Below are 25,206 nucleotides of genomic sequence, written 5' to 3'. Positions count from 1 at the left end.
AATACTTACTTTGCCCTAAAAATAGGTTGGGACAGTTGATTCTCTTGTGCCTGATCGGAGAATAATGATAAATTAAGAGGACATACTTCGGTCTTACACCTAAAGGGGGATGATACGTTTGGAAATGGTTCAGGTCGTTTTTTTAACGGTGCTCATGTTTTTTGTACTTGTGACTGTACACGAATGGGGTCACTATTATTTTGCCAAACGCGCCGGTATTCTCGTGAGGGAATTTGCTATCGGTTTCGGTCCGAAACTGTTTTCTTATAAACGGAATGAGACTCAGTTCACTCTTCGCTTACTGCCTTTTGGCGGTTATGCCCGCATGGCTGGTGAAGATCCTGAGATTGTCGAGATAGGTTCTGGACAGACCATTGCGGTAAGGCTCGGACAAGACAATAAAGTTAAAAACATTTATCTGGATGCACTAGACACCCGTAGAAATGTTATCCGTGGTGAGGCGCTGAATACCGATCTCGAGGATAAATTGCAGATTACCTTAGATGTGGACGGAGAAGTTACAACTTATGATGTTCATCCGCAAGCGATGATGATTAAAGGAACGCAACAGACACAAATTGCACCTAAAGATCGTCAATTCGGCAGCAAGACCGTGGGTCAGCGTGCGTTGGCTATCGTTGCGGGTCCTGTGATGAACTTTCTGTTAGCCTTTGTACTCTTTGCCATCCATTTGCAAATGGTCGGTATTCAAGTTGAAAATCCTACTTTTGTTAAGATTGGTGACGTCTCCGAAGGAATGCCTGCGCAAGAAGCAGGACTCCAAAAGGGTGACATCATTGTCTCTATCAATGGTGAGAAAATCGGTGCTGATTACAAAAAAATGATTAGCTTGACCTCGGAGTCCAAAGGGAAAGAAATGAACTGGACGCTGCAGCGGGGAGAGGAAACCCTTAACGTTACGCTAGTTCCTCGCAGTATGGAAGGACAAGAAGGCGGTAAAATAGGCATCACTCCTGAGCTGCCTACTCGTAAAGCTGGTTTTGGCGAGACGATAACGGGTTCAGGAAAAGCTATGGTCGATACGACAGAAGCTATCTTTTTGGGCTTTAAACAATTGATCAATAAATTCAATATGGATGATATTGGAGGTCCGGTTCGTACGTTTGAGGTAACCGGTCAAATTGCTCAACAAGGTATTCAGTATCTTACATACTGGGCCGCTATTTTGAGTCTATATCTGGGGATATTTAACCTCTTGCCGATTCCGGCACTCGATGGAAGCCGTCTGGCATTCCTAGGTGTAGAGGCACTGCGTGGCAAACCTGTGGATCCGGGTCATGAAGGCATGGTTCACTTTGTAGGTTTTGCACTGCTATTTTTATTAATGATTGCTGTTACGTATAATGATATTTTACGTTTGATCAGCGGCTAATTTTCTTCGGGAGGCATTCCATTACATGGCAAAAGATAAACAATTCGTTACGGAAATCACGCCGCAAAGCGAGGATTTCTCACGCTGGTATATTGATGTTATTAAAAAAGGAGACTTGATGGATTACTCTCCTGTTCGTGGCTGTATTGTATTTAAGCCAGAAGGCTATGAAATATGGGAGCATATTCAGGAGGAAATGAACCGTCGACTCAAGGAAACTGGGCATCGAAACGCTTATTTTCCAGTGTTCATTCCAGAGAGTTTCTTTCAGAAGGAAAAGGATCACATTGAAGGCTTTAATCCAGAGCTGCCATGGGTAACAGAAGCGGGTGGTGACGTACTTGAGGAACGTCTCGCAGTTCGTCCTACTTCAGAGACCATGTTTGGCCACATGTACTCCAAATGGATTCAATCTTATCGTGACCTTCCTGTACTTATCAATCAATGGGCGAACGTGGTTCGTTGGGAGAAACGTACATTGCCATTTATCCGCACTACTGAGTTTCTTTGGCAAGAAGGGCATACCGCGCATGAGAATGAAGCGGAAGCTCGTGAAGAAACTATGCGGATGCTGGATAACTACCGTGATTTTGTCGAGACCTATCTTGCCATTCCGGTTATTACCGGACAAAAGACACCTTCCGAGCGTTTTGCCGGTGCGGTAGATACGTATTCTATTGAAGCGATGATGAAGGATGGACGCGCTGTTCAGGCTGCTACTTCACATTACCTTGGCACCAAGTTTGCCACAGCTTTTGAGATTCAATATTTAAGCCGTGACAATAATTTGGAGTATGTACACACTACTTCATGGGGCTCAACCACTCGCTTGATTGGCTCCTTGATTATGGTACATGGAGATGACCGCGGTCTTGTTCTGCCGCCTAAGGTAGCTCCAACGCAAGTTATTATGATTCCTATCGGACCTCCTAAGACCCGCGAAGCTGTGATTGGGCGGACGGACGAGCTGTTCAAGGAATTGAAGAATGCTGGCGTACGTGTACGTGTAGATGATCGTTCAGATGTTACCCCAGGCTGGAAGTTTAATGAATATGAAATGCGTGGAGTGCCAGTACGTTTGGAGCTTGGACCACGCGATATGGAGAATGGCGTCTGCGTTCTCGTCTCACGTGTCACCGGAGAGAAGAAGGTTATTCAACAGGAAAACCTCGTAGAAGAGGTTCAAACAATGCTTGAACAGGTTCACAATGAAATGTTCGAACGTGCGCTGAAATTCCGTGAGGACCATTTCTATTCTGTAGATTCCTTGGAGGAAATGAAAGCTTCGATGGACGAAAAACGTGGATTTGCTCTAGCGGGATGGTGTGGTTCCGAAGAATGCGAGTCCAAAGTTAAGGAAGAGACAGGTGCGGGTAGCCGCAATATTCCTTTTGATCCAGCGGAGACTAAGCAAGTCTGCATTTGCTGTGGCCAACCAGCCAAGCATACTGTGGTTTTTGCAAAGGCGTATTAATCATTAGGCACCGATCAACAGTCTTGTAGTATTTTAATTTAGCTTCTGGCGAGAGGAGTCGGCGGGCCGTAAGAACCCAATGCTTTTTGAAACCAGAAGCTTTTTAAAATATAAGAATTTATAGGTTTTCGCTATAAATTCTTATATTTTTACGAGAAACAGTTGTCGTCTTTAAAAGTCGACTACATCGTTTCTTCTTATCATATTGTACTTTCACTGTATATCATGGATAGTTTTAACTGGGTTATTAAAGGTGGGAGGAAAGCATGGAACAAAACCAGGAGAGAAGAAAAAGGTTCGAGCTCTTGATGAAGCAGGGTGAAATTCCGCCTGCAATCATGGACCCCTACTTTTTGGATGGGTATATAGAACGTGTTGAGATCAGTCGCGGTAATCGGGACTGGCAAATCATTATTGCGAAAGAAAGTCTGGTTCCAGCACAGGTATATCGGACATTTTGCCTTAGAATGCGTGAGAAGCTACAGCATATAGCTAAAGTAAGCTTTTTGTTCCTATATGATGAGAAGGTTAGCAGAGCGGAGCTTGTCCAGGAATATTGGGGACTGTTTCTGGAGTGGGTACATCGGGAGATCCCATCGGTAAACGGCTGGCTGACCCGCTCCTCACAGGAGCTTAAAGAGGATACTTTAATGTTAACGATGAGTGATTCCACTTCGATGGAGTTGGCTCGCAAAAAAGGCATCGATGGAGCAATTATTAAATTTTATGATAAGTATTTCGGTCTCTCCTTAAAAGTTAAATTACTAATGGCGGAGAACGAAAATAATAATGTTGAAGCATTCGAAGAATTTCAGCAAAAGCTTCAGCAAGAACAACGCGAGATCGTTGAGCAGATGATGACTGCTGTGGAAACAGAAGCTCCTGCTGATGATAGCGATCCTAATGAAGTAATTAAGCTTCAAGTGGGGTATGAAATTAAGGAACAGGCCGTGCCGATTCTTGAAATTCAAGATGAAGAGAAGAAAATTACAATTCAGGGTACCATTTTTGGTCTGGATCGTAAGGAGCTTCGCAATGGCAGTACCTTGTTCACTTTCAGTCTGACCGATTTTACGGATTCTCTACAAATGAAGATGTTCGCGAAGACTAAAGATGATCTGAAGGTTATGAGTCAGCTAGCTAATGGCAAATGGGTAAGAGCACGCGGGAAAGTAGAATATGACCGTTTTATGCAGATTCCTGAGCTCGTGATGATCCCTTCAGATTTAACGGAAGTTAAGGCACCGCCTGCGCGTAAAGATACAGCTCCTAAGAAACGGGTGGAATTCCACCTTCACACTACGATGAGTACGATGGATGCGGTCACTCCGATCACTACCTATGTCAAAACAGCTGCCCAGTGGGGTCATCCTGCGATTGCGATTTCTGATCATGGCGGCGTTCAGGCTTTTCCTGATGCAAACCATGCAGCTCATAAGCATAAGATAAAAATGATTTATGGTGTGGAAGCTAATGTTGTGAATGACTCTGTGAATATTGTCGAGAACGCTCAGCCTTTGGACTTGAAGACAGCTACCTATGTAGTGTTTGATATAGAAACCACGGGTTTATCGATTACCCGCAATAATATTACGGAGCTGGCGGCCATTAAAATGTGCGAAGGCAAAGAAGTAGACCGTTATTCTACTTTTGTTAATCCGCATGAGAAAATCCCTTATCATATTCAGCAATTGACCAATATTACGGATGAAATGGTTAAGGATGCTCCGGATCTTGAACCAGTGCTGCGTAAGTTTGTTGAATTTGTGGGTGATAGTATCCTTGTAGCTCATAACGCCAGATTTGATATGGGTTTTATTCAGGCCTCGTTACGTAAAATAGGTGAACCTGTGCTTCTGAATCCATCTCTTGATACGCTTGAGCTCGCGCGGTTACTATATCCAAGCATGAAGAATCACAGGCTGAACACATTAGCCGATAAATATAAAGTTCTTCTGGAAAGCCATCACCGTGCGATTGATGATACCATAGCACTCGGCGGTATATTAACAGGATTGCTCGCAGATGCTGAAAAGATGAAGGGCATGACCCGCCTTGATCGACTAAACGATTATGTGGGTAATGATCTTTCGAACACACGACCGTTCCACTGTAATATTTATGCACTAAATCAAATAGGGAAAAAGAATCTCTATAAGCTCATTTCCATGTCACATACGGAATATTTCAAACGTGTACCTTGTATTCCAAAATCCAAGCTGGAAGAGCATAGAGATGGACTGCTAGTGATTTCCGGTTGTGAACGTGGAGAGTTTTTTGAAGCAGTACTCAACAAAACGACTGAGGAAGCCATGGAGGTTGCTCATTTTTATGATGTGCTGGAGATTCAGCCATTGACCATGTACATGCACTTGGTGGACAAGGGCTTTGTAGCAGGCCCTGATGAGCTTCGCGATGTAGTCCGGAAGGTTTGCGAAATAGGGGAACAGTTGAATAAACCTGTTATCGCAACGGGGAATGTACATTATCTTGAACCCCGGGACAAGCTGTATCGTGATATTACGATTAATGGGATCACGGGCTTTAGTCCGCTTAAAGACCAACGCAAACCGGATGCACACTTCCGCACAACAGATGAAATGCTGTCTGAATTCGAATTTCTTGGTGCTGAAAAAGCGATGGAAGTCGTTGTCACAAATACAGTTGAGCTGGCGGAGCGTTTTGAAGAACTGGAGCTATTTCCAGATAAGCTATTTACACCAATTATTGACGGGGCGGACGAAGAAATTCGCGAGACCTGCTACAATACTGCCAAATCCATTTACGGTGAAGAGCTGCCTGAGGTAGTTATTGCCCGTTTGGAGAAAGAGCTTGCACCGATTATTAAATACGGGTTCTCTGCCAACTATTTGATTTCTGAACGTCTCGTTAAAAAGTCAAATCAGGATGGGTATCTCGTAGGCTCCCGGGGTTCCGTAGGTTCATCTGTAGTAGCTACATTTCTAGGAATTTCAGAAGTTAATCCTTTGCCTGCGCATTATATTTGCCTAAACCCCGAGTGTCGCCATAATGAATGGTTCCTGGACGGTAGTGTGCGGAGCGGATTCGATTTACCAGATAAAGTCTGCCCGGATTGCGGTCAGAAGCTCAAAGGTGAAGGCCAGGATATTCCGTTCGAGACCTTCCTTGGATTTAAGGGGGATAAAGTCCCCGATATCGATTTGAACTTCTCAGGGGAATATCAGCCGAATGCACATAACTTTACCAAAGAAATGTTTGGTGAGAAAAATGTATTCCGTGCCGGAACGATTGGTACCGTAGCTGAGAAGACAGCCTTCGGATTTGCAAAAAAATACGAAGAACTTCACCAGAAACGTTGGCGTGGAGCTGAAGTTGGCCGTCTGGCGGCTGGCTGTACAGGCGTTAAACGTAGTACGGGACAGCATCCGGGTGGTATAGTCGTTGTTCCAGACTATATGGAGGTAGAAGATATTACGCCAGTACAATTCCCGGCGGATGATGTCAATGCTGAATGGAAGACCACACACTTTGATTATCACGCTTTTGACGCGAATTTGCTGAAGCTTGATATTCTGGGTCATGATGATCCGACGATGATGCGGATGCTTCAGGATTTGACAGGTGTTGATCCAACTTCTATCCCGATGAATGATCCGAAAGTAATGAGCATGTTTAACTCTACAGATGCACTTGGAGTAAGACCTGACGAAATCAGATCACCGGTTGCGACCTATGGTGTGCCCGAAATGGGTACCAAGTTCGTACGTCAAATGCTTATTGAGTCGAAGCCGTCCAGCTTTGCTGACTTACTGCAAATATCAGGTTTGTCTCATGGTACTGGAGTTTGGCTTGGTAACGCTCAAGAGCTTATAAAGAATAACACTTGTAACATTAAGACCGTTATCGGTTGTCGTGATGACATCATGCTCTTCTTAATTTATAAAGCGGGAATGGATGCGAGCTTGGCCTTTAAAATTACCGAGAGTGTTCGTAAAGGTAAAGGTTTGTCTGACGAATGGATCGAGGAAATGAAAAAGTGCAAGGTCCCACAATGGTATATTGATTCTTGTCTAAAGATTCAATACATGTTCCCGAAGGCGCATGCTGCTGCATACGTAATTTCTGCAGTACGTACCGCCTACTTCAAGCTGTATCATCCTATTGAATATTATGCGACTTATTTCTCTGTACGTGCAGCAGATTTTGATATTGAATTGTGCTGTAAGGGGTATGAAGCCATCAGCCGTCAGATCGTAGAAATTGAGCAAAAAGGATTTCAAGCTTTGCCTAAGGAAAAGGCTATGTTGCCTGTCCTTGAGATGGCTTTGGAGATGACGGCACGTGGGTTTACATTCAAAAACATTGATCTTTACCGCTCAGAAGCGAATAAGTTTATTGTTGATGACAAGAGTTTGATTCCTCCGTTTTCTGCTTTAGCGGGAATTGGTGAGAATGCTGCTATCAACATAGCTGCTGCGAAAGATGCTGGCGAGTTCCTGTCTATTGAAGATTTCCAGCAGAAATCAAAGGCAAGTAAGACGGTTATTGAGCTGCTGACCGGCATGGGCTGCTTCCGCGGCTTACCGGAAAGCAATCAACTTTCCCTATTTTAAAGGCTTTAACAACACTTATTTCATGGCTAGAAAAGAGTGCTCCAAAGGGGGAGTCAAGGGCTAGCACTTGTCAGTCCAGTTTCCCTATGGTATAATTTCTTTGGTAATAATGAGATAAGTCCGTTGTGTAAAGAGTGGGGAAACCCACTCTTTATCTTTGGTATATAGCAAAAGACAAGTTCGTGGAGGTAATTTTCTTTTGAGCACACCCAAATCTAAAATTAAACAAACGGTAGAGCAGATGCTCGGGCCCTATCTCGACGACAATGGTTTCGAACTGGTGGACGTTGAATACGTGAAGGAAGGCTCCAATTGGTTTCTGCGTATATTCGTAGATAAAGAAGGCGGCATTGATATTGATGACTGCGGGATCATTAGCGAATATTTCAGTCAGAAGTTAGATAAGAATGATCCTATTCCTGAGGCATATTTCCTTGAGGTTTCCTCGCCGGGAGCAGAGCGTCCTCTCAAAAAAGCTTCGGATGTAGCTAAAGCGGTAGGTAAGGACGTGTATGTGACTGTTTATGAGCCGATTCAAGGACTCAAAGAATTTGAAGGTCGTTTGCTCTCGTTCGAGAACGAGGAACTGCTCATCTCCGCGGGCAAAAAAGAACATGTAGTACCGTACGCCAAGGTCGCAAGTGCGAGATTGGCCATTATTTTTTAACGTCTTGAAAGGGGGGCCGGAAATTCATGAGTATGGAGTTTATTGAAGCAATGAATGAGCTGGAGAGGGAGAGAGGCATCAGTAAAGATGTGCTGTTTGAAGCGATTGAAGCGGCGCTGATCTCTAGTTATAAACGTAATTTCAATGCAGCACAGAACGTGCGTGTTGACATGAATCGCAATACAGGTGTCATTAAAGTGTTTGCCCGCAAGTTAATTGTTGAGGAGGTCCTGGATACAAGGACTGAAATCTCGTTGCCGGCAGCCAGAGAAATTAACCCGCATTTCCAGCTGGAAGATATCGCTGAGCTTGAAGTGACACCGCGTGATTTTGGACGTATTGCCGCACAGACTGCTAAGCAGGTTGTAACTCAACGAATTCGCGAGGCAGAGCGTGGACTTATCTATAATGCTTTTATCGACAAAGAAGATGATATCGTTACTGGACTAGTTCAACGTCAAGATATGCGGAACATTTACATTGATCTTGGTAAAATCGAAGCGGTTCTTCCGCTTAGCGAATTGATGCCAGGTGAAAAGTTCAAACAAAGCGAACGCATCAAGGCTTATATCACAAAAGTTGAGAATACAACAAAAGGTCCGCAGATTATGCTCTCCCGCAGTCATCCTGGATTACTGAAGCGTCTGTTCGAGCTTGAAGTTCCTGAAATATTTGACGGTGTAGTTGAGATTCGTTCTGTAGCCCGTGAAGCTGGCTTCCGCTCGAAGATTGCTGTGTATTCCCGCAATCCAGAAGTAGATCCCGTTGGTTCTTGCGTAGGTCCAAGAGGCACACGCGTTCAGACCATCGTTACTGAGCTTCGCGGTGAGAAGATCGATATCGTCCGTTATTCTGATCTGGTGCAGGAATATGTTGCGAATGCACTTAGCCCTTCAAAGGTTCTTGAAGTTCAAGTCTTTGAAACGGAGAAGATGGCGAGAGTTATCGTTCCTGACTATCAATTGTCACTGGCTATCGGTATTAAAGGGCAAAATGCACGTCTTGCCGCTAAACTTACCGGCTGGAAGATTGATATCAAGAGTGAAACTCAAGCGGAGCAGGAATACGGCAGACCGAAATCTTCTATTGATGAAATGCATCAGGATTCCGTCTCCATAGATTAATTAACCTGCTTGACGGGAGGCGTTTGTAATGAAACAAAAAAAGGTGCCGCTGCGTAAATGCGTTGCTACCCAAGAGATGATGCCTAAAAAAGAGCTGATTCGTGTGGTAAGAACGCCTGAAGGTGAAGTGCTGATTGATCTGACGGGCAAGAAGTCAGGCCGTGGTGCTTACATATGCGGCAAGCTTGAATGCTTTCAGCTGGCACAAAAGAACAAAGCACTTGACCGTGCATTGAAATGTCAAGTGAGTCCTGAAATCTACGCCCAGCTAGCCCGGGAGTTTACTTCCGTGGAAGAGCAGTTTCTAGCAGCAAAGGATAGTGAGGATAATGAGTAAGGCGCTTTCTTATTTAGGGCTTGCCATGAGAGCAGGCAAGATAGTCACCGGTGACGAGGCTGTACTCAAAGCTGTACGGTCTTCAGAGGCGAAGCTGGTCGTTCTGGCAGGTGACGCTTCAGATAATACCCAAAAAAAGTTCCGTGATAAATGCGGAACTTACGATATTCCACTAGTAATCGCATTTCACCGGGATGAACTCGGTGCAAGTATTGGTAAAGACCAGCGCGTAGTACTGGCCATTACGGATAAAGGATTCGCGGAAATGATCTCCAAGCAACTCGGAGATACTGTCGGAGGTGGATTTATTGACTAAAGAAGAGAACAAAGATAAATTGCGCGTGTACGAATACGCCAAGTCACTAAACATGAGCAGTAAAGAAATTATTACTATTCTGAAGCGTTTGAATGTCCCTGTGAATAATCATATGAGTGTCATGGAGAATGGATCCGTGAACAAAGTTGAACAGTTCTTTAAGGATATCAAATCAAATGCTGCAGCCAAGCGGGATACCGGCACCAGCAGCCGGCCGGTAACAACCGGTGCGGTAACAGCCGAACCTCAAAGTGCTCAGAATGCCAACAAAAATCAACAGGAAAAGCAGGTAGGTATGAACAGTAACCAAAACAACAACCAATCGACGACGTCCCCAAGGCCCCAAAGCGGACAAGATTCCCGCAGAACACAAACAGGTTCAACGCAGAATGCACGTCCGCAACAAAGCGGTGCTCCACGTACTAACAGTACTAACAGTACTAGCAGTACTAGTAGCAGCCGCCCGCAAGGCAGCAGTACTGGCGGCAATCGCCCACAAGGTAGCAATACCGGTGGCAGCCGTCCGCAAAGCAGTAATACTGGCGGCAACCGTCCACAAGGTAGCAATACCGGTGGCAGCCGTCCGCAAGGCAGCAATACTGGTGGTAGCCGCCCACAAGGCAGCAACACTGGTGGAAGCCGTCCACAAGGTAGCAATACAAGTGGCAGCCGTCCGCAAGGACAAAGCAGTGCACCACGCACTGACAGCCGTCCACAAGGTCAATCTGGCACAGGCGGAGGTTTCACACGCGGTGATGACAGAGGTCCTAAAAAGAACACAACTGGTGGCAGACCGAATAATAATCAAAGACGTTTCGATGATGGTAAAGGTGGTAACTACCGCGGTCGTGGTGGTAAGAATGGCCGTGGCAAGAACCAGCCAATGGTACACCGCGAGAAGATCGATAACACACCTAAGAAAATCATCGTTCGTGGCAGCATGACCGTTGGTGAAACAGCGAAATTGCTTCACAAGGATGCTTCTGAAGTAATCAAAAAGCTGATTTCGATGGGTGTTATGGCTACCATCAACCAAGAACTTGATATCGACACCATTTTGCTACTCGCTGCTGAATTTGGCGTAGAAGTAGAAGTGAAGATTCCTGTTGACGAGGACAGCTTCGAAACAGTGGAAGAGAATGACAATGAAGAGGATCTTCAGACTCGTCCTCCAGTAGTTACTATTATGGGTCACGTTGACCATGGTAAAACTACACTACTTGATGCTATTCGTTCGACCAATGTGACGCTAGGCGAAGCCGGCGGAATCACTCAGCACATCGGTGCTTATCAAGTCGAAATCAACCAAAAGAAAATCACGTTCCTTGATACACCTGGTCACGAAGCATTTACTGCTATGCGTGCTCGTGGTGCACAGGTTACGGATATGACAATTATCGTAGTAGCTGCTGATGACGGTGTTATGCCTCAGACCGTTGAAGCTATTGCACACGCTAAGGCTGCTGGACTTCCGATTATTGTCGCTGTTAATAAAATCGACAAACCGGGTGCAGATCCTGATAAGGTGAAGCAAGAGCTTACAAGTTATGAACTTGTTCCTGAAGAGTGGGGCGGAGATACCATCTTCGTTAACCTCTCTGCGAAACAACGTATTAACTTGGAAGAACTGCTGGAAATGATCCTGCTCGTAGCTGAAGTTAATGAGTACAAAGCGAACCCTGACAAACGGGCACGCGGTACTGTTATAGAAGCTGAGCTTGATAAATCCCGTGGACCAGTTGCTCGTATACTCGTTCAGAACGGTACGTTGAAAGTCGGCGATGCCTTTGTAGCAGGTAACTGCTTCGGACGTGTACGTGCGATGGTCAATGATAAAGGTCGTAAGATCAAAGAAGCTGGACCATCTACTCCAGTAGAAATTACTGGTTTGACTGAGGTGCCACAAGCTGGCGATCCGTTTATGGCTTTCGAAGATGAGCGTAAAGCGCGTGCGATTGCTGATAGACGTTCTACTTCCCAACGTCAATCTGAGCTGAATACGAACACCCGTGTAACTTTGGATGATCTGTTCCAGCACATTAAAGATGGCGAGATCAAAGACCTTAACGTGATTATCAAAGCTGACGTACAAGGTTCAGTCGAGGCGCTTAAAGGATCCTTGGCTAAGATCGAAGTGGAAGGCGTGCGCGTGAAGATCATTCACAGCGGTGCTGGTGCGATTACTGAATCCGATATTACGCTTGCAGCAGCATCGAATGCTATCGTTATCGGCTTTAACGTTCGTCCAGACGCACAGACCAAAGCAGCTGCTGAGCAAGAAAAAGTAGATGTTCGTCTGCACAACATTATCTACAATGTAATTGAAGAAATCGAAAGTGCCATGAAAGGTATGCTCGATCCTATCTATAAAGAGAATGTTATCGGTCACGCCGAAGTTCGCAGCGTGTTCAAAATCAGCAAAGTGGGTACCATTGCAGGATGTATGGTTACTTCCGGTAAAATTACCCGTAATGCTGAAATGCGCTTGATCCGTAGCGGAATCGTAGTGTTCACAGGTAAGGTTGATACTTTGAAACGTTTCAAAGATGATGCCAAAGAAGTGGCGCAAGGTTATGAATGTGGCATAACTTTGGAACGCTATAATGACGTCCAAGAGGGCGACATTATCGAAGCGTTTCTTATGGAAACTGTAGAGCGCTAAGCGAAGAGGTGAATATAGATGTCTAAAATTAGAGCAGGACGAGTGGGCGAGCAGATCAAGAAAGAGCTTAGTCAACTTATCCAAAGCGGTCTGAAAGACCCTCGAATCGGTTTTGTAACTGTAACTGGCGTAGACGTGACTAACGATCTATCGCAAGCCAAGGTATACCTAAGCGTGTTCGGGGATGAAGAGCAGAAGTCAGACTCGCTTAAAGCGATTGAGAAAGCCAATGGTTTTCTTCGCTCAGAGCTTGGCAAGGCCATTCGCCTTCGGCATACACCGGAGCTGATCTTCAAGTTCGACGAATCTGTCGCTTATGGCAGTCATATTGAGAAGCTTCTTGGAGAGCTTCATAAGAACGATTAGAAATAAGTGATTAAAGTGGGTTCAAAATAGCGTTATGCTATTTTGAACAACCTTTAAAAAGGAGACGGCGAATGCAGAGCTATGAACAAAGTCTCCAGCAGACCCGTGAGTTTCTGCTGGAACACGACGATTACCTTGTAGTGTCGCATGTTCAGCCGGACGGAGATGCAGTCAGCTCCACCCTTGCGGTGGGCTGGCTTCTCTCATGTCTGGGCAAAAAATACACTATGCTGAATGAAGGACCAATCCCGAAGCGAATGGAATACCTATGGCATTCGGATGAAATCATCAATATGGCCTCTAGTGAACCGCCCCGTCAATACAGCAACGTCATCTGTGTGGATTGTGCGGATTTTCAGCGAGTAGGGCTGACAAATCGCTATTTTGCGAATGAGGCTCTTATCCTGAACATTGATCACCATCCAACAAATAACGGTTATGGATTCGTTAATTTAATCAAACCGGATGCAGCTGCGACAGCGGAAATTTTGTTCGACCTGCTGAAGACATTCGAGATCGAATGGGATATTGATATCGCCACAGCTATATATACGGGTCTGTTAACAGATACCGGTGGTTTTCGTTATACCAACACATCACCAAAAGTAATGGCAGCTGTATCTGAGCTATTATCCCTTGGGGTTAACGGTCCTGAACTCGCTGAGACATTGCTTGAAGAAATGACGCTGCCACAGGTTAAAATATTAAATAAAGCCTTAAATACGCTGGAATTATCTCCTGAAGGAGATATTGCCTGGCTATATGTTACACCCGAGCATATGATCGAATGTGCTGCTGCTAATGAAGATTTGGAAGGAATCGTAAACTACCCTCGTAATATTCGGGGCGTGGAAGTAGGCATTCTTTTTAAAGTTATTCACGAACATGCGGTCAAGGTTAGCCTGCGTTCTGCCGGTAAAGTAGACGTGGCTGCATTGGCGCAAACGTTTGGAGGCGGCGGTCATACCCGTGCTGCAGGTGCGCGTATAGAAGCTACGCTTGAAGAGGCAATAGCTCAGGTGCTTGAGGAGGTAAGACGTCATTTATGAGTGAATTAGAAGGTGTTCTGGCGGTTTATAAACCGGCAGGCTTCACTTCACATGATGTTGTAGCCAAGGCACGTCGGATTCTCGGCATGAAACGAATTGGTCATACGGGGACACTAGATCCCCAAGTGACTGGTGTATTGCCGCTTTGTCTGGGACGTGCGACTCGCGTTGTGGAGTATATTCAGGAGCTGCCCAAAGAATATGTGGCAACACTGAGACTGGGGATGTCCAGTGATACTGAAGACTTAACTGGAACCATTACGGAAACTGTTGATGAGGTTCATGTAACTGAGGAAGAGATTCTTGCAGTGCTTGCCTCTTTCAAAGGCGTAATTTCTCAGGTTCCTCCCATGTACTCTGCGGTGAAAGTTGACGGCAAACGTCTTTATGAATTGGCTAGAGAAGGCAAAACCGTTGAACGGAAAAGTCGCGAAGTAGAGATTTATGAAATCGAAATGACGGATATGACTTGGGAAGGTAATCATCCCGACATCACTTTCCGGGTATTATGCTCCAAAGGCACGTATATTCGTACACTTTGTGTAGATATCGGTCGTGCGCTTGGACTGCCGGGTGTAATGGTGAAGCTGGAGAGAACAATGTCGGCAGGAATTTCTGCCAGCCATTGTTTATCCCTTGAGGATATTGCCGCGCACAAGGAAGCCGGAACATTGGAAGATCATTTAATCGCTGCTGATGAGGCAATTTCGCATTTGCCTAAGCATACCGTTATGGATGAGAAGAAGAAGGCAGCACTGCAGGGTCAACGTTTGTCTTCGCGGTTCATTGCTCCAGAAGTGAAGACAACAGGTCAAATTCGGCTATACGATCTTCAGGGATTGTTTCTTGGCATTTATGAGCTGGAAGAGACAGGTGCTATTGCCCCAGTAAAGGTGTTTGCACAAGCTTAAATCAATTTTACCAAGTGAATTGTAGGTGAGAAACAGCGTGAGAACCGTAACGTTAACCTATCCGATGTCGCCGGAGACTGCTGCCGAATGGGCACAACCTCAAGTGGCTGCTCTAGGGCAGTTTGACGGCCTGCATCGTGGACATGCCAGCGTCATTACATCCGCTGTAGCCTTAGCCCGTAAACAAGGTGTGCCGGCTGCAGTCCTTACATTTCATCCTCATCCCAAAGATGTTATGGGTAAGGGAGATTATGAAGGGTACTTGACGCCACCCTTTGAAAAGCAAGAGATTCTTGCCAGCATGGGTGTCGATATCCTGTATGTTGTTGAATTTAATGAGCAGCTTTCCCGGGTTAGTCCACAGAATTTTGTCTCTGTTATGCTTTTGCCGCTACATATTGTAACTGCAGTTGTTGGCTTTGACTTTCGCTTTGGCTACCAAGGTGAAGGCGATGTTGAGATGCTTCGCAAACTGGGTGAAGGTGTTATGAATGTGGAAGTTGCTCCTCCTTTTCTGCTTGAAGGTGAAAAGGTTAGCAGCTCCGGCATTCGTAAAAGTCTCCAAAATGGAGATCTGGGGCTGGCAAACTCCTGGTTCGGACGTTGCTATCATCTGCGTGGTGAAGTGGGGCATGGTGAGAAGAGAGGCCGCACAATTGGTTTTCCAACTGCCAATTTGAAGCTCAGTGATCATTTTGTCATTCCGACCAAAGGTGTATATGCGGTCCGAGTCTTTTATAAGGATAAAGTTCTGTACGGGGTTATGAATGTGGGTGTTAAACCAACCTTTCATGAGGGTGTGTTAACTCCGAGCTTTGAGGTTCATCTTTTTGACTTCGAGGGTGACCTGTATGATCAAGAGCTTAAGGTAGAATTGGTATCTTACATTCGTCCAGAACGGAAGTTTGACTCCATTGGAGCATTGATTACTCAGATTGGCGAGGATGCAGAAACCGCGAAGAAGATTCTGGAGTATAATTTATAGTCATCCCGGACAAGCCGTTTACTTTTGTTAATGGAGATGCTATACTAAGTAACGTTGCTGGCTTACAGCATCATAACCTTAGCTTGGTTGCACGTTCTCACCGACGGTGACGAGGCTAGTGGCGATTATATTGAAGGAGGTGAACAGGATGGCATTAACTCAAGAACGTAAACATCAATTGATCGACGAGCACAAAACTCACGAATCCGATACTGGATCCCCTGAGGTGCAAGTTGCTATCCTAACGGAGAACATCGTTAATTTGACTGACCACTTGCGTACGCACAAGAAAGATCATCACTCCCGTCGTGGATTGTTGAAAATGGTTGGACAACGTCGTAAACTTCTGGCGTATTTGAAAAACAAAGACATCAGACGTTACAGCGCCCTGATCGAAAGACTGGGATTGCGTCGTTAATTTTCCATAAGATTACTCTTAAAGCAGCCTGGTTGTATACCGTATGTCCTTCTCGGAGCGACAGCGGGACAGCTGGGTTGCTTTTTGAAAATTTAGGGAAAACTTAATATTAGGATCGATGAGATTATTCGCAAAAACGGCGACTTTACTTTTCAGTAAGGCCCAGCCGTTTCTTCTTATATGCATACAGAATAGGCAGCCTCCCTTTGGGACAAGCCTTTCCAATTCATTTAGATCGATATGTGAACCTGCTATTTTAGACTGCGGGTCTACTACTATTCAAGGAGGTATTTATGGAAAAACGTGTAGAAATGCAGCTGGGTGGAAGACGCCTTGTGCTGGAAACGGGCCGCCTGGCTAAACAAGCAAACGCAGCCGTTATGGTGCGTTACGGGGATACTTCGGTATTATGTACCGTTACGGCTTCAAAAGAGCCTAAGGATCTGGATTTTTTCCCGCTTACAGTTAACTATGAGGAAAGATTATATGCGGTAGGTAAAATTCCTGGCGGATTTATTAAACGGGAAGGTAGACCGAGTGAGAAAGCGATTCTGTCCAGCCGTTTGACTGACCGTCCAATCAGACCACTGTTCCCTGAAGGTTTCCGTAACGATGTTCAGGTATTGAACATGGTAATGAGTGTGGATCAGGACTGCGCACCAGATATTGCTGCTATGATCGGTACTTCAGCAGCACTTAGTATTTCCGATGTGCCTTTTGATGGACCCATCGGCGGCGTTGCTGTAGGTCGGATTAATGGAGAGTTTGTGATCAATCCGGATATGTCTCAGCAAGCAATCAGTGATGTTTATGTGGTGGTTGCTGGAACGAAGGATGCAATCATGATGGTTGAAGCAGAAGCGAACGAAGTGACGGAAGATGTGATGCTCGAAGCGATTATGTTCGGTCATGATGAAATCCGCAAGATCGTTGCAACCATTGAAGAACTGGTTAAAGTGGCTGGTAAAGAAAAAATGGCTGTGAAGCTGCATACAGTGAATGCTGACGTGAATACTGAGGTCCGTGCATTTGCTGAGGCTCGTCTGGTGGAAGCCGTTAAAATAGCTGAAAAACATGCGCGTCAGGAAGCGATTGATGTCGTTAATGATGAAGCGGTTGCGTATTTCGTAGAGAAGTACATAGAAGCACCGGAGCTTCTGAAAGATGTTAAAGAAGTCCTACATGATATCGTGAAGGATGAAGTAAGACGTCTAATCACACATGATAAGGTTCGTCCAGATGGACGTAAACTTGATGAAATCCGTCCGATTGAATGTGATACAAGTCTGTTACCGCGTACACACGGTTCCGGTCTGTTTACACGTGGACAAACACAAATCCTTAGCGTTTGTACTCTTGGAGCACTAGGTGATGTGCAAATTCTTGACGGAATCGATCCTACTGAAACGAAACGTTTCATGCACCATTACAACTTCCCGCCGTTCAGCGTAGGGGAAGCTCGTCCGCTTAGAGCACCAGGACGCCGTGAAATCGGTCATGGAGCACTTGGAGAACGTGCATTATCCAAGGTTATTCCTAGTGAAACTGAATTCCCGTACACGATTCGTCTAGTATCAGAAGCGATTGAATCTAACGGTTCTACTTCCCAGGCAAGTATCTGTGCCAGCATTCTGGCTATGATGGACGCTGGTGTGCCAATCAAAGCACCTGTAGCCGGAGTAGCAATGGGTCTGATCAAAGACGGAGAGCATGTCTCCATCCTGACGGATATTCAAGGTATGGAAGATCATCTCGGAGATATGGACTTCAAGGTAGCTGGTACAGCAGAAGGTGTTACAGCTATTCAAATGGACATTAAGATTGCCGGTATCGACCGCAAAATTCTTCAGGATGCACTTCAGCAGGCTAAAGAAGGCCGTCTGTTCATCTTGGACAAAATGAATGAAGCGATCTCTGCGCCAAGACCTAATCTGTCCAAATATGCTCCAAAAATCATTATTATCAACATCAATCCGGACAAAATCCGTGATGTTATCGGTGCTGGTGGTAAGATTATCAATAAAATTATTGAAGAAACCGGCGTAAAAATCGACATCGAACAAGATGGCCGTGTCTTTATCGGTTCTTCAGATGAAGAAATGATCCAAAAGGCGCGTTCGATTATCGAAGGACTTGTGCGTGAAGTACAAGTTGGAGAAATCTATGTGGGTACAGTTAGACGTATTGAGAAATTTGGAGCATTTGTTGAACTAATTCCGGGTAAAGACGGATTGGTACACATTTCCCAATTGTCTACTGAGCGCGTAGCTAAGGTTGAAGATGTTGTAGCTGTCGGGGATACAATTACCGTTAAAGTTACCGAAATCGACCAACAAGGCCGGGTTAACCTGTCGCGTAAAGCGGTATTGACTTCGGAAACTGGAGCTAAAGCTTAAGTTTCGATTGTAGAGGTACCTTTTCTAAAGTACCTAATAGCATAATAAAAGGAGACAGAAGCGATTGCGTTCTGGCTCTTTTTTTATATGAAATAAAGTAAAGTGCATCATATCACGCCTCTGGCCTCTGTTCTTATGACATAAATTCCTCTCTTGTCTCATAGATTGGGACAAAGTGTCTTTGTATTCGTGTGGAACGGACTACAAGTCGTTTCTACCGGGGAGGAAGTCGTCATGAAGACGGAAAAAGTGGGTTTAGTGGTTGCTTGTATTGCGATCGTGATAGGAATTGGCAGCACTCAGGGACCCGTAAAGGACATGCTTGCGCAATTGAAGCCGCAGGATGACCTAGCTGTGTGGAAGGATATTTCTAAGGCGGAGAACAATGATCTTCGGACACGGATTGAGACCGCCGCAGCCAAGCTTAATGCCCCTCCAGTGAATGCTGTGGTTGATCGGGTATGGAAGGCGATTCCGGGTTATAACGGGCTTGAAATTGATGTAGAGAGTACATATCGGAATGCTCTTTTGGCACCAAAAGAACCTATAAAATTTGTGTATCGGCAGATCGAACCACAGATATCCCTGAATCAACTGGGAGCTGAACCTATATATCGTGGGAATCCGGCTAAGCCGATGGTATCGCTGATGATTAATGTGGCGTGGGGAAATGAGTACATTGTGCCAATGTTGGATGTTTTGGATGAAGAAAACGTTAAAGTTACGTTTTTTCTGGATGGGAGCTGGCTGAGTAAAAACCCGGAGCTGGCTAAAGAAATGCTAAAACGCGGTCATGAGATGGAGAATCACGCTTATACCCACCCTAATATGAGTACTTTAAGTCGTGCACGAGCTACTGTAGAAATTGAGAAGACACAAAAGCTGTTAAAGGAATCGCTTGGAGTCACTAATAAATGGTTCGCCCCCCCTTCTGGTGATTTCGATCAGGAGACCGTAGAAATTGCAGGCAGTTTAGGGCTCAAAACCGTACTTTGGACCGTGGATACCGTAGATTGGCGTAATCCGTCTCCTGAATCTGTGGTTGCCAAAATCACAAGCAAAGCGGAACCGGGCACTTTAGTCCTAATGCATCCCACAGCCGCATCCTCCAAAGCTCTGAAGGCCATGATACGTGGAATCAAAGCAAAAGGGTTACAGCTAGGCACAGTAAGTCAAACGCTCTCAGCAGAGCGGCTAATCCCCTCTAATGTTGAGTGAGAGCTGTATTTCTGGTAGGATTATAGGCACGTGTAATTAAATTAGATAGAACATGGCTATTAGCCAGGAGGACTTGAAGTGGAAAAAATAGTGTTATCCAATGGTTTACGAGTGGTAATGGAGAAAATCCCGACCGGCCGGTCCGTTTCTTTCGGAATCTGGGTAAAGACAGGCTCTCGGAATGAACATCCTGGAAACAACGGGATATCCCATTTTGTAGAACATATGCTTTTTAAAGGTACGGATCGGTACAGCGCCAAGGATATTGCTGAGCAGTTTGACGCCATCGGCGGCAATGTAAATGCGTTTACCTCAAAAGAATATACATGTTATTATGCTAAAGTATTGGATGAGCATCTGCCCATCGCTGTAGATGTGTTAGCGGATATGTTCTTCCGTTCACGGATGGATGCTGAAGAGCTGGAGAAAGAAAAGAATGTCATCCTTGAGGAAATTTCCATGTGCGAGGACACGCCGGATGATCTTGTGCATGATTTGATGTGTGCTGCTGCCTACAAGGACCATCCGCTTGCGTATTCCATCCTTGGCTTGAAGGAACGGCTAATGGAGATGAAGCCGGATGATCTTCGGGCGTATATGAAGGAACAATACACGATTGAGAATACGGTTATAAGCGTTGCCGGCAACATCAGTGATGGATTGATTGAACTGCTGGAACAGCATTTTGGTTCTTTTGATAATCATGGTACAAGTGCGCCGCTGACTCCACCAGATTACTATGGAGAGCTCTTATTTCACCGCAAGAAAACAGAGCAGAATCACATCTGTCTTTCCTTACCAGGTGTCCGTTCTGGCGATCCCCTGCAGTATGCTATGGTGCTGATTAATAATGCCGTAGGCGGAGGGATGAGCTCCCGCATGTTCCAGGAAATTCGTGAAAAGCGCGGATTAGCTTATTCGGTGTATTCCTATCACAGCTCCCAGGCAGATTCTGGTCTGTTTACGGTCTATGCTGGAACAGCGCCCAAGCAAACAAAGGATGTCATGGAGTTAATCAAGGAAATGATGTACGAACTTGCTACCAACGGCCTCAGTGAAGATGAGCTGAGAAAAGGTAAGGAGCAGCTTAAAGGCAGCCTCATTCTTAGTCTCGAAAGCACTAGCAGCCGAATGAACCGTATCGGAAAAAATGAACTTATGCTCGGAAGACATAATACATTGGACGATATGATCGCCAAAATTCAGCTAGTGACGATGGACAATATCAACAGTGTGCTGGACCATATGTTCGCGGAGCCGCTTTCTTTAGCGATGGTAGGCTCATCAGATAAAGCTATTGCAAATGTTAGGAGAGATGATCTTGTCTTATTACGTACAAATCAATAAACTTGCTGGAAACGAGGATGTAAATCTTCCTTGTAAAATGTCGGAGCAAGCTTCCGGTTATGATCTTTATGCTGCCGTTGCGGGTGAAATTGTACTTGCACCAGGAGAGCGGGCATTAATTCCAACAGGGATTTCACTGGCTATGCCAGAGGGGCTTGAAGCGCAGATCCGTCCGCGTAGTGGACTGGCCTTGAAGCACGGGATTACCTGCTTGAATACACCTGGAACTATAGACGCTGATTACCGCGGAGAGATCAAAGTACTCTTGATCAATCTGGGGCAGGAGCCTTTTGCTATCGCTCGCAATGAGCGGATTGCCCAAATGGTATTTCAAGCCGTTCCAGTGGTTAATTTGGTGGAAGTGGAAGAATTGTCCGAAACACAACGCGGAGCCGGAGGCTTTGGTCATACTGGCAAGTAAGATTGTTGTTACAATTCATTTAAAAAGCTTACGAATTCATGCCCAAGGCATGATTCGTGAGCTTTTTTTGATATGCAGAGTTAATTATCCAAAGTTTTAATTCTTCGATTGTTATACAACTAACCCCGACTTCCCCCATCGAATAAACTCAGCATTTTCATTGGCGCTCTGCCACTACTCTAACCCTACCGTCAAAGTAAAGACGAAGCCCCTATCGGACCGCAGTGCTCTTATTTATAACAATTCTGCTTAATTCGGCTGTTTTCGGACCCCAGTGTCACTATTTGATCAATAACACCTGTTATCGAACCTATTTACATCGAATAAGAGCTCTCCAGTCCGAAACTCCTCCTAAAAGGCAAAAAATACACAAATAGTTGCATCTCGGTCCTTAACTCATCAGCCGTAACCCGTAACCCATTAGTTCATCATCAGCCTTGCGTGCCGGGGATTTCATTTCCGCTCTTCACCCATTAACTATGCCCAGCATAAGATGCTTTATAGTCGATAGTGTATGTTGAAAGGAGCGTCATCCCTATGCTTACTGGCGTCAGGATCGTGTTCCTGGGCGGGGACGCGAGACAGCTTGAAGTGATTCGGAAATGTGTGGAATTGGATGCGACGGTAAGCGCTGCCGGGTTCGATAAGTGGGAGACCCCTAGCCCAGGGGTGAGCCTGGAACAATTGACGGTAGAGCTGCTGAGTAATGCAGATGTATTAGTGTTGCCTACGGTAGGCTGTGATGATGAAGGAAATATTAGTGCTCTATTTTCTTCTGAGCGTTTAACGATTCTGGAGGAGCATTTCACTGCGCTGCCATCCGATTGTTTAGTGTATACCGGTATGGCTAAAAGTTACTTGCGCGGGATGTGTACCAAGCACTCACTGAAGTTAATCGAACTGCTTAATCGTGATGATGTGGCTATTTACAACTCTATCCCGACAGCGGAGGGAGCGCTGGTAATGGCCATTCAGAACACGGATTTTACGATTCACAGCTCGAAATCAATGGTGCTTGGTTTAGGTAGAACTGGATTTACAATGGCTCGAAGTCTACAGGGACTGGGGGCCAGTGTAAAGGTTGGTGTCAGAAAACAAGAACATTATGCACGTGCTGAGGAAATGGGCTGGAAGCCTTTTATGACCAATGAGCTGCTGCTTCACGTACCGGATGTGGATCTTATATTTAACACGATACCAAGTATGATCATCACCGCGCAGGTGCTCTCGCGGCTTGCGCCGCATTGCGTAATTATTGATTTGGCATCTGCACCAGGCGGCTGTGACTTTCGTTATGCTGAGAAACGTGGGATTAAGGCGATGCTGGCTCCAGGACTCCCTGGCATTGTAGCTCCAAAAAGCGCTGGGATTATTATGGCAAATGCGCTGGTACAGTCGATTTCGGACGAGGCTTTAATCAAGGGGGACGAATAAAATGGATTGGCACGGAAAAACAGTAGGGTATGCGATCACTGGATCTCATTGCACTTTTGCTGAGGTAATGCCACAAATTCAGCGCTTCGTAGACGGGGGAGCAAACGTAGTACCTATAGTTTCTGCCTCTGTACTAGGAACAGACACCCGCTTTGGGACATCGCAAAATTGGTTAAAACAGTTGAAAGATATAACAGGGAATGATATCATTTCTACAATTGTTGAAGCGGAGCCGCTGGGTCCTTCCAAGCTGCTGGATGTGCTGACAATAGCACCTTGCACAGGAAATACAACGAGTAAACTGGCTAATGCCATGACGGATAGTCCCGTGCTAATGGCAGCTAAATCACAGATGCGCAACGGACGTCCACTAGTTCTAGCGATATCTACAAATGATGGATTGGGCCTAAATGCCGCGAATATTGCTAAGCTTCTGGTGGCTAAACATATTTATTTTGTACCATTCGGTCAAGATAACCCTGAGGGTAAACCTAACTCGCTCGTGGCACGCATGGATCTTATCCCGGAAGCTTGCTATGCCGCTTTGCAAGGTAAACAACTACAGCCGATGATCATCGAACGGTTTCATTCAGCATAGAAAATTGACAGAGCTCGGCTGATTTTGTTGTGGACAATAAAAGGGGAGATGCACCAAATGAGCAATGAGAAATGCCAAGATAACGTAGTGGAACCAGCTAAGTTCATTGCTATCAAAAAAATATAAGCAGTATTGCTACCGTCCTCAGGTTCGAGGGCGGTACAGCCATTTAACAACTTACTTAACGAATAAGCTCACGTACCGTAATCTTTTCACGAATGATTAGTGTGTTTGCTTTGATAATAATGGGGGAATTATACATGGGTATTCTGGTACAAAAATTCGGAGGAACATCGCTATCCACACCGCAAGCTAGAGAACACGTAATCCGCAATGTCAAAAGGGAGCTGGCTAGTGGCTATAGCCTTGTAATTGTTGTATCGGCTATGGGCCGTCGTGGAGAGCCTTACGCAACTGACACTTTGCTGGATTGGGCCGTGCAGAACGGAGATGCACTTCCAGACCGGGAAAAAGATCTCTTGATGTGCTGTGGTGAAATTATTTCAGCTACTACTCTATGTGGGCTACTGGAGAATGAAGGCATCGCTTCTACAGTATTAACGGGAGCTCAGGCAGGATTTCTGACAGACAGCAACTACGGTAATGCCAGAATTCTGGATGTACGTCCGGAACGCATTCTCCGTGAGCTGCGTGAGGATAAGGTGGTTATTGTTACCGGGTTCCAGGGCCAGACTGAAGCGGGTGATTTGACAACTTTAGGCCGTGGCGGCAGTGATACCTCTGCTACAGCACTGGGTGCTGCTCTTCATGCTGATATGGTGGATATTTATACGGATGTTAACGGGATTCTTACAGCAGATCCACGGATCGTTGAAGATGCTAAGCCATTAACTTACGTTAGTTATACTGAAATTTGCAATATGGCTCATCAGGGAGCAAAAGTCATTCATCCACGTGCGGTTGAGATTGCTATGCAGGCACAGATCCCAGTTCGTGTTCGTTCAACCTTTTCAGAAGCTGAAGGTACGTTGGTTACGAATCCAGAAGGATTTAACGATATCCAAGCAGGGGGAATTGTGGATCGATTCGTTACAGGGATTGCTTATGTCAGCAATGTTACACAGATTTCTGTGGAATGCCCGGACGGTAACGGAACCGGAGTGCAACTGCAAATCTTTAAGAGTATGGCAGATAACGGGATAAGCGTTGATTTTATTAATGTAACACCTACGGAAGCTCTTTATACGGTTTTTGATGACAAATCAGAGAAGGCTATTTCTGCTCTACAGCAGCTGGGTTTGCGACCTAAGAGTTTGTCGGGTTGTGCCAAAGTTTCTGTTATCGGGGGCGGAATTAATGGTGTGCCTGGTATTATGGCGCGCATTGTTGAGGCGCTTAGCTCGCAAAACATTCAAATTCTACAATCCGCGGATTCGAATACAACGATATGGGTGCTTGTGAAAAAAGAAGATATGGTGCAGTCCCTGCGTTCGCTGCATGCTATGTTTGAATTGCACCGCTGACAAGGAGGAAT

At 45.4% G+C, this 25,206-nt stretch carries 20 protein-coding genes; all 20 read left to right on the top strand.

The window, feature by feature from the left end:
* The first annotated feature begins 118 nt into the window (after positions 1–118).
* Positions 119–1,393 (top strand): RIP metalloprotease RseP, encoded by a 1,275-nt coding sequence (gene rseP / locus MHI25_RS18960; protein WP_076190904.1) that lies wholly within the window; start codon positions 119–121, stop codon positions 1,391–1,393.
* A 25-nt stretch (positions 1,394–1,418) separates the two neighbouring features.
* Positions 1,419–2,867 (top strand): proline--tRNA ligase, encoded by a 1,449-nt coding sequence (proS, locus tag MHI25_RS18955; RefSeq protein WP_036688477.1) that lies wholly within the window; start codon positions 1,419–1,421, stop codon positions 2,865–2,867.
* 266 nt (positions 2,868–3,133) lie between these two features.
* A complete protein-coding gene (locus tag MHI25_RS18950) occupies positions 3,134–7,462 on the top strand; it encodes a PolC-type DNA polymerase III (protein ID WP_340393949.1) in 4,329 nt (1,442 codons plus the stop codon).
* A gap of 199 nt (positions 7,463–7,661) precedes the next feature.
* On the top strand, positions 7,662–8,129 hold the full coding sequence (rimP, locus tag MHI25_RS18945; protein WP_340393948.1) for a ribosome maturation factor RimP: 468 nt from the start codon (positions 7,662–7,664) through the stop codon (positions 8,127–8,129).
* 26 nt (positions 8,130–8,155) lie between these two features.
* Positions 8,156–9,253, top strand: coding sequence for a transcription termination factor NusA (gene nusA, locus MHI25_RS18940; protein ID WP_076182615.1), 1,098 nt, complete (start codon positions 8,156–8,158; stop codon positions 9,251–9,253).
* A 28-nt stretch (positions 9,254–9,281) separates the two neighbouring features.
* On the top strand, positions 9,282–9,590 hold the full coding sequence (locus MHI25_RS18935; RefSeq protein WP_036688467.1) for a YlxR family protein: 309 nt from the start codon (positions 9,282–9,284) through the stop codon (positions 9,588–9,590).
* Positions 9,583–9,906 carry a YlxQ family RNA-binding protein gene (locus MHI25_RS18930; protein ID WP_036688466.1) on the top strand — a complete coding sequence of 108 codons (324 nt, stop codon included), beginning with the start codon at positions 9,583–9,585 and terminating at the stop codon, positions 9,904–9,906. The genes MHI25_RS18935 and MHI25_RS18930 overlap by 8 nt, the downstream gene beginning before the upstream one ends.
* Positions 9,899–12,568 (top strand): translation initiation factor IF-2, encoded by a 2,670-nt coding sequence (gene infB / locus MHI25_RS18925; RefSeq protein WP_340393946.1) that lies wholly within the window; start codon positions 9,899–9,901, stop codon positions 12,566–12,568. The genes MHI25_RS18930 and infB overlap by 8 nt, the downstream gene beginning before the upstream one ends.
* 18 nt (positions 12,569–12,586) lie before the next feature.
* Positions 12,587–12,934, top strand: a complete 348-nt coding sequence (rbfA, locus tag MHI25_RS18920; protein ID WP_076127845.1) for a 30S ribosome-binding factor RbfA — start codon at positions 12,587–12,589, stop codon at positions 12,932–12,934.
* A gap of 71 nt (positions 12,935–13,005) precedes the next feature.
* Positions 13,006–13,983, top strand: coding sequence for a bifunctional oligoribonuclease/PAP phosphatase NrnA (locus MHI25_RS18915; protein WP_076106341.1), 978 nt, complete (start codon positions 13,006–13,008; stop codon positions 13,981–13,983).
* Positions 13,980–14,894, top strand: coding sequence for a tRNA pseudouridine(55) synthase TruB (truB, locus tag MHI25_RS18910; protein ID WP_076127847.1), 915 nt, complete (start codon positions 13,980–13,982; stop codon positions 14,892–14,894). Before MHI25_RS18915 ends, truB begins: the two co-directional genes overlap by 4 nt.
* 37 nt (positions 14,895–14,931) lie before the next feature.
* On the top strand, positions 14,932–15,879 hold the full coding sequence (locus MHI25_RS18905) for a bifunctional riboflavin kinase/FAD synthetase (protein WP_076182610.1): 948 nt from the start codon (positions 14,932–14,934) through the stop codon (positions 15,877–15,879).
* Between the two features lie 148 nt (positions 15,880–16,027).
* Positions 16,028–16,297: a 30S ribosomal protein S15 gene (gene rpsO, locus MHI25_RS18900; RefSeq protein WP_036656390.1), complete on the top strand. Its 270-nt coding sequence runs from the start codon at positions 16,028–16,030 to the stop codon at positions 16,295–16,297.
* A gap of 293 nt (positions 16,298–16,590) precedes the next feature.
* Positions 16,591–18,693: a polyribonucleotide nucleotidyltransferase gene (gene pnp / locus MHI25_RS18895; RefSeq protein ID WP_076127850.1), complete on the top strand. Its 2,103-nt coding sequence runs from the start codon at positions 16,591–16,593 to the stop codon at positions 18,691–18,693.
* Positions 18,694–18,927: 234 nt separating this feature from the next.
* Positions 18,928–19,911 (top strand): polysaccharide deacetylase family protein, encoded by a 984-nt coding sequence (locus MHI25_RS18890; RefSeq protein WP_340393944.1) that lies wholly within the window; start codon positions 18,928–18,930, stop codon positions 19,909–19,911.
* A gap of 78 nt (positions 19,912–19,989) precedes the next feature.
* Positions 19,990–21,258, top strand: coding sequence for a pitrilysin family protein (locus MHI25_RS18885; protein ID WP_036688449.1), 1,269 nt, complete (start codon positions 19,990–19,992; stop codon positions 21,256–21,258).
* Entirely contained in the window at positions 21,233–21,679 is a 447-nt protein-coding gene (gene dut, locus MHI25_RS18880) for a dUTP diphosphatase (protein WP_172628834.1), read from the top strand. The genes MHI25_RS18885 and dut overlap by 26 nt, the downstream gene beginning before the upstream one ends.
* Before the next feature lie 537 nt (positions 21,680–22,216).
* A complete protein-coding gene (gene dpsA, locus MHI25_RS18875) occupies positions 22,217–23,113 on the top strand; it encodes a dipicolinate synthase subunit DpsA (protein WP_076127855.1) in 897 nt (298 codons plus the stop codon).
* A gap of 1 nt (position 23,114) precedes the next feature.
* Entirely contained in the window at positions 23,115–23,711 is a 597-nt protein-coding gene (locus MHI25_RS18870; protein ID WP_036688443.1) for a dipicolinate synthase subunit B, read from the top strand.
* A 260-nt stretch (positions 23,712–23,971) separates the two neighbouring features.
* A complete protein-coding gene (dapG, locus tag MHI25_RS18865; protein WP_036688442.1) occupies positions 23,972–25,195 on the top strand; it encodes an aspartate kinase in 1,224 nt (407 codons plus the stop codon).
* Positions 25,196–25,206 lie beyond the last annotated feature (11 nt).

This window comes from Paenibacillus sp. FSL E2-0177, assembly GCF_037992975.1.
Taxonomy (GTDB): Bacteria; Bacillota; Bacilli; order Paenibacillales; family Paenibacillaceae; genus Paenibacillus_AQ; species Paenibacillus_AQ odorifer.
Note: the sequence above shows the minus strand (reverse complement) of the source record. Positions and strands in the feature narration are given on the sequence as shown.

Coding starts and splice junctions, on each gene's coding strand:
- proS (WP_036688477.1), top strand. CDS start 1,419: ATGGCAAAAGATAAACAATTCGTTACGGAAATCACGCCGCAAAGCGAG.
- MHI25_RS18950 (WP_340393949.1), top strand. CDS start 3,134: ATGGAACAAAACCAGGAGAGAAGAAAAAGGTTCGAGCTCTTGATGAAG.
- nusA (WP_076182615.1), top strand. CDS start 8,156: ATGAGTATGGAGTTTATTGAAGCAATGAATGAGCTGGAGAGGGAGAGA.
- MHI25_RS18935 (WP_036688467.1), top strand. CDS start 9,282: ATGAAACAAAAAAAGGTGCCGCTGCGTAAATGCGTTGCTACCCAAGAG.
- MHI25_RS18930 (WP_036688466.1), top strand. CDS start 9,583: ATGAGTAAGGCGCTTTCTTATTTAGGGCTTGCCATGAGAGCAGGCAAG.
- rbfA (WP_076127845.1), top strand. CDS start 12,587: ATGTCTAAAATTAGAGCAGGACGAGTGGGCGAGCAGATCAAGAAAGAG.
- MHI25_RS18915 (WP_076106341.1), top strand. CDS start 13,006: ATGCAGAGCTATGAACAAAGTCTCCAGCAGACCCGTGAGTTTCTGCTG.
- truB (WP_076127847.1), top strand. CDS start 13,980: ATGAGTGAATTAGAAGGTGTTCTGGCGGTTTATAAACCGGCAGGCTTC.
- rpsO (WP_036656390.1), top strand. CDS start 16,028: ATGGCATTAACTCAAGAACGTAAACATCAATTGATCGACGAGCACAAA.
- pnp (WP_076127850.1), top strand. CDS start 16,591: ATGGAAAAACGTGTAGAAATGCAGCTGGGTGGAAGACGCCTTGTGCTG.
- MHI25_RS18890 (WP_340393944.1), top strand. CDS start 18,928: ATGAAGACGGAAAAAGTGGGTTTAGTGGTTGCTTGTATTGCGATCGTG.
- dpsA (WP_076127855.1), top strand. CDS start 22,217: ATGCTTACTGGCGTCAGGATCGTGTTCCTGGGCGGGGACGCGAGACAG.
- MHI25_RS18870 (WP_036688443.1), top strand. CDS start 23,115: ATGGATTGGCACGGAAAAACAGTAGGGTATGCGATCACTGGATCTCAT.
- dapG (WP_036688442.1), top strand. CDS start 23,972: ATGGGTATTCTGGTACAAAAATTCGGAGGAACATCGCTATCCACACCG.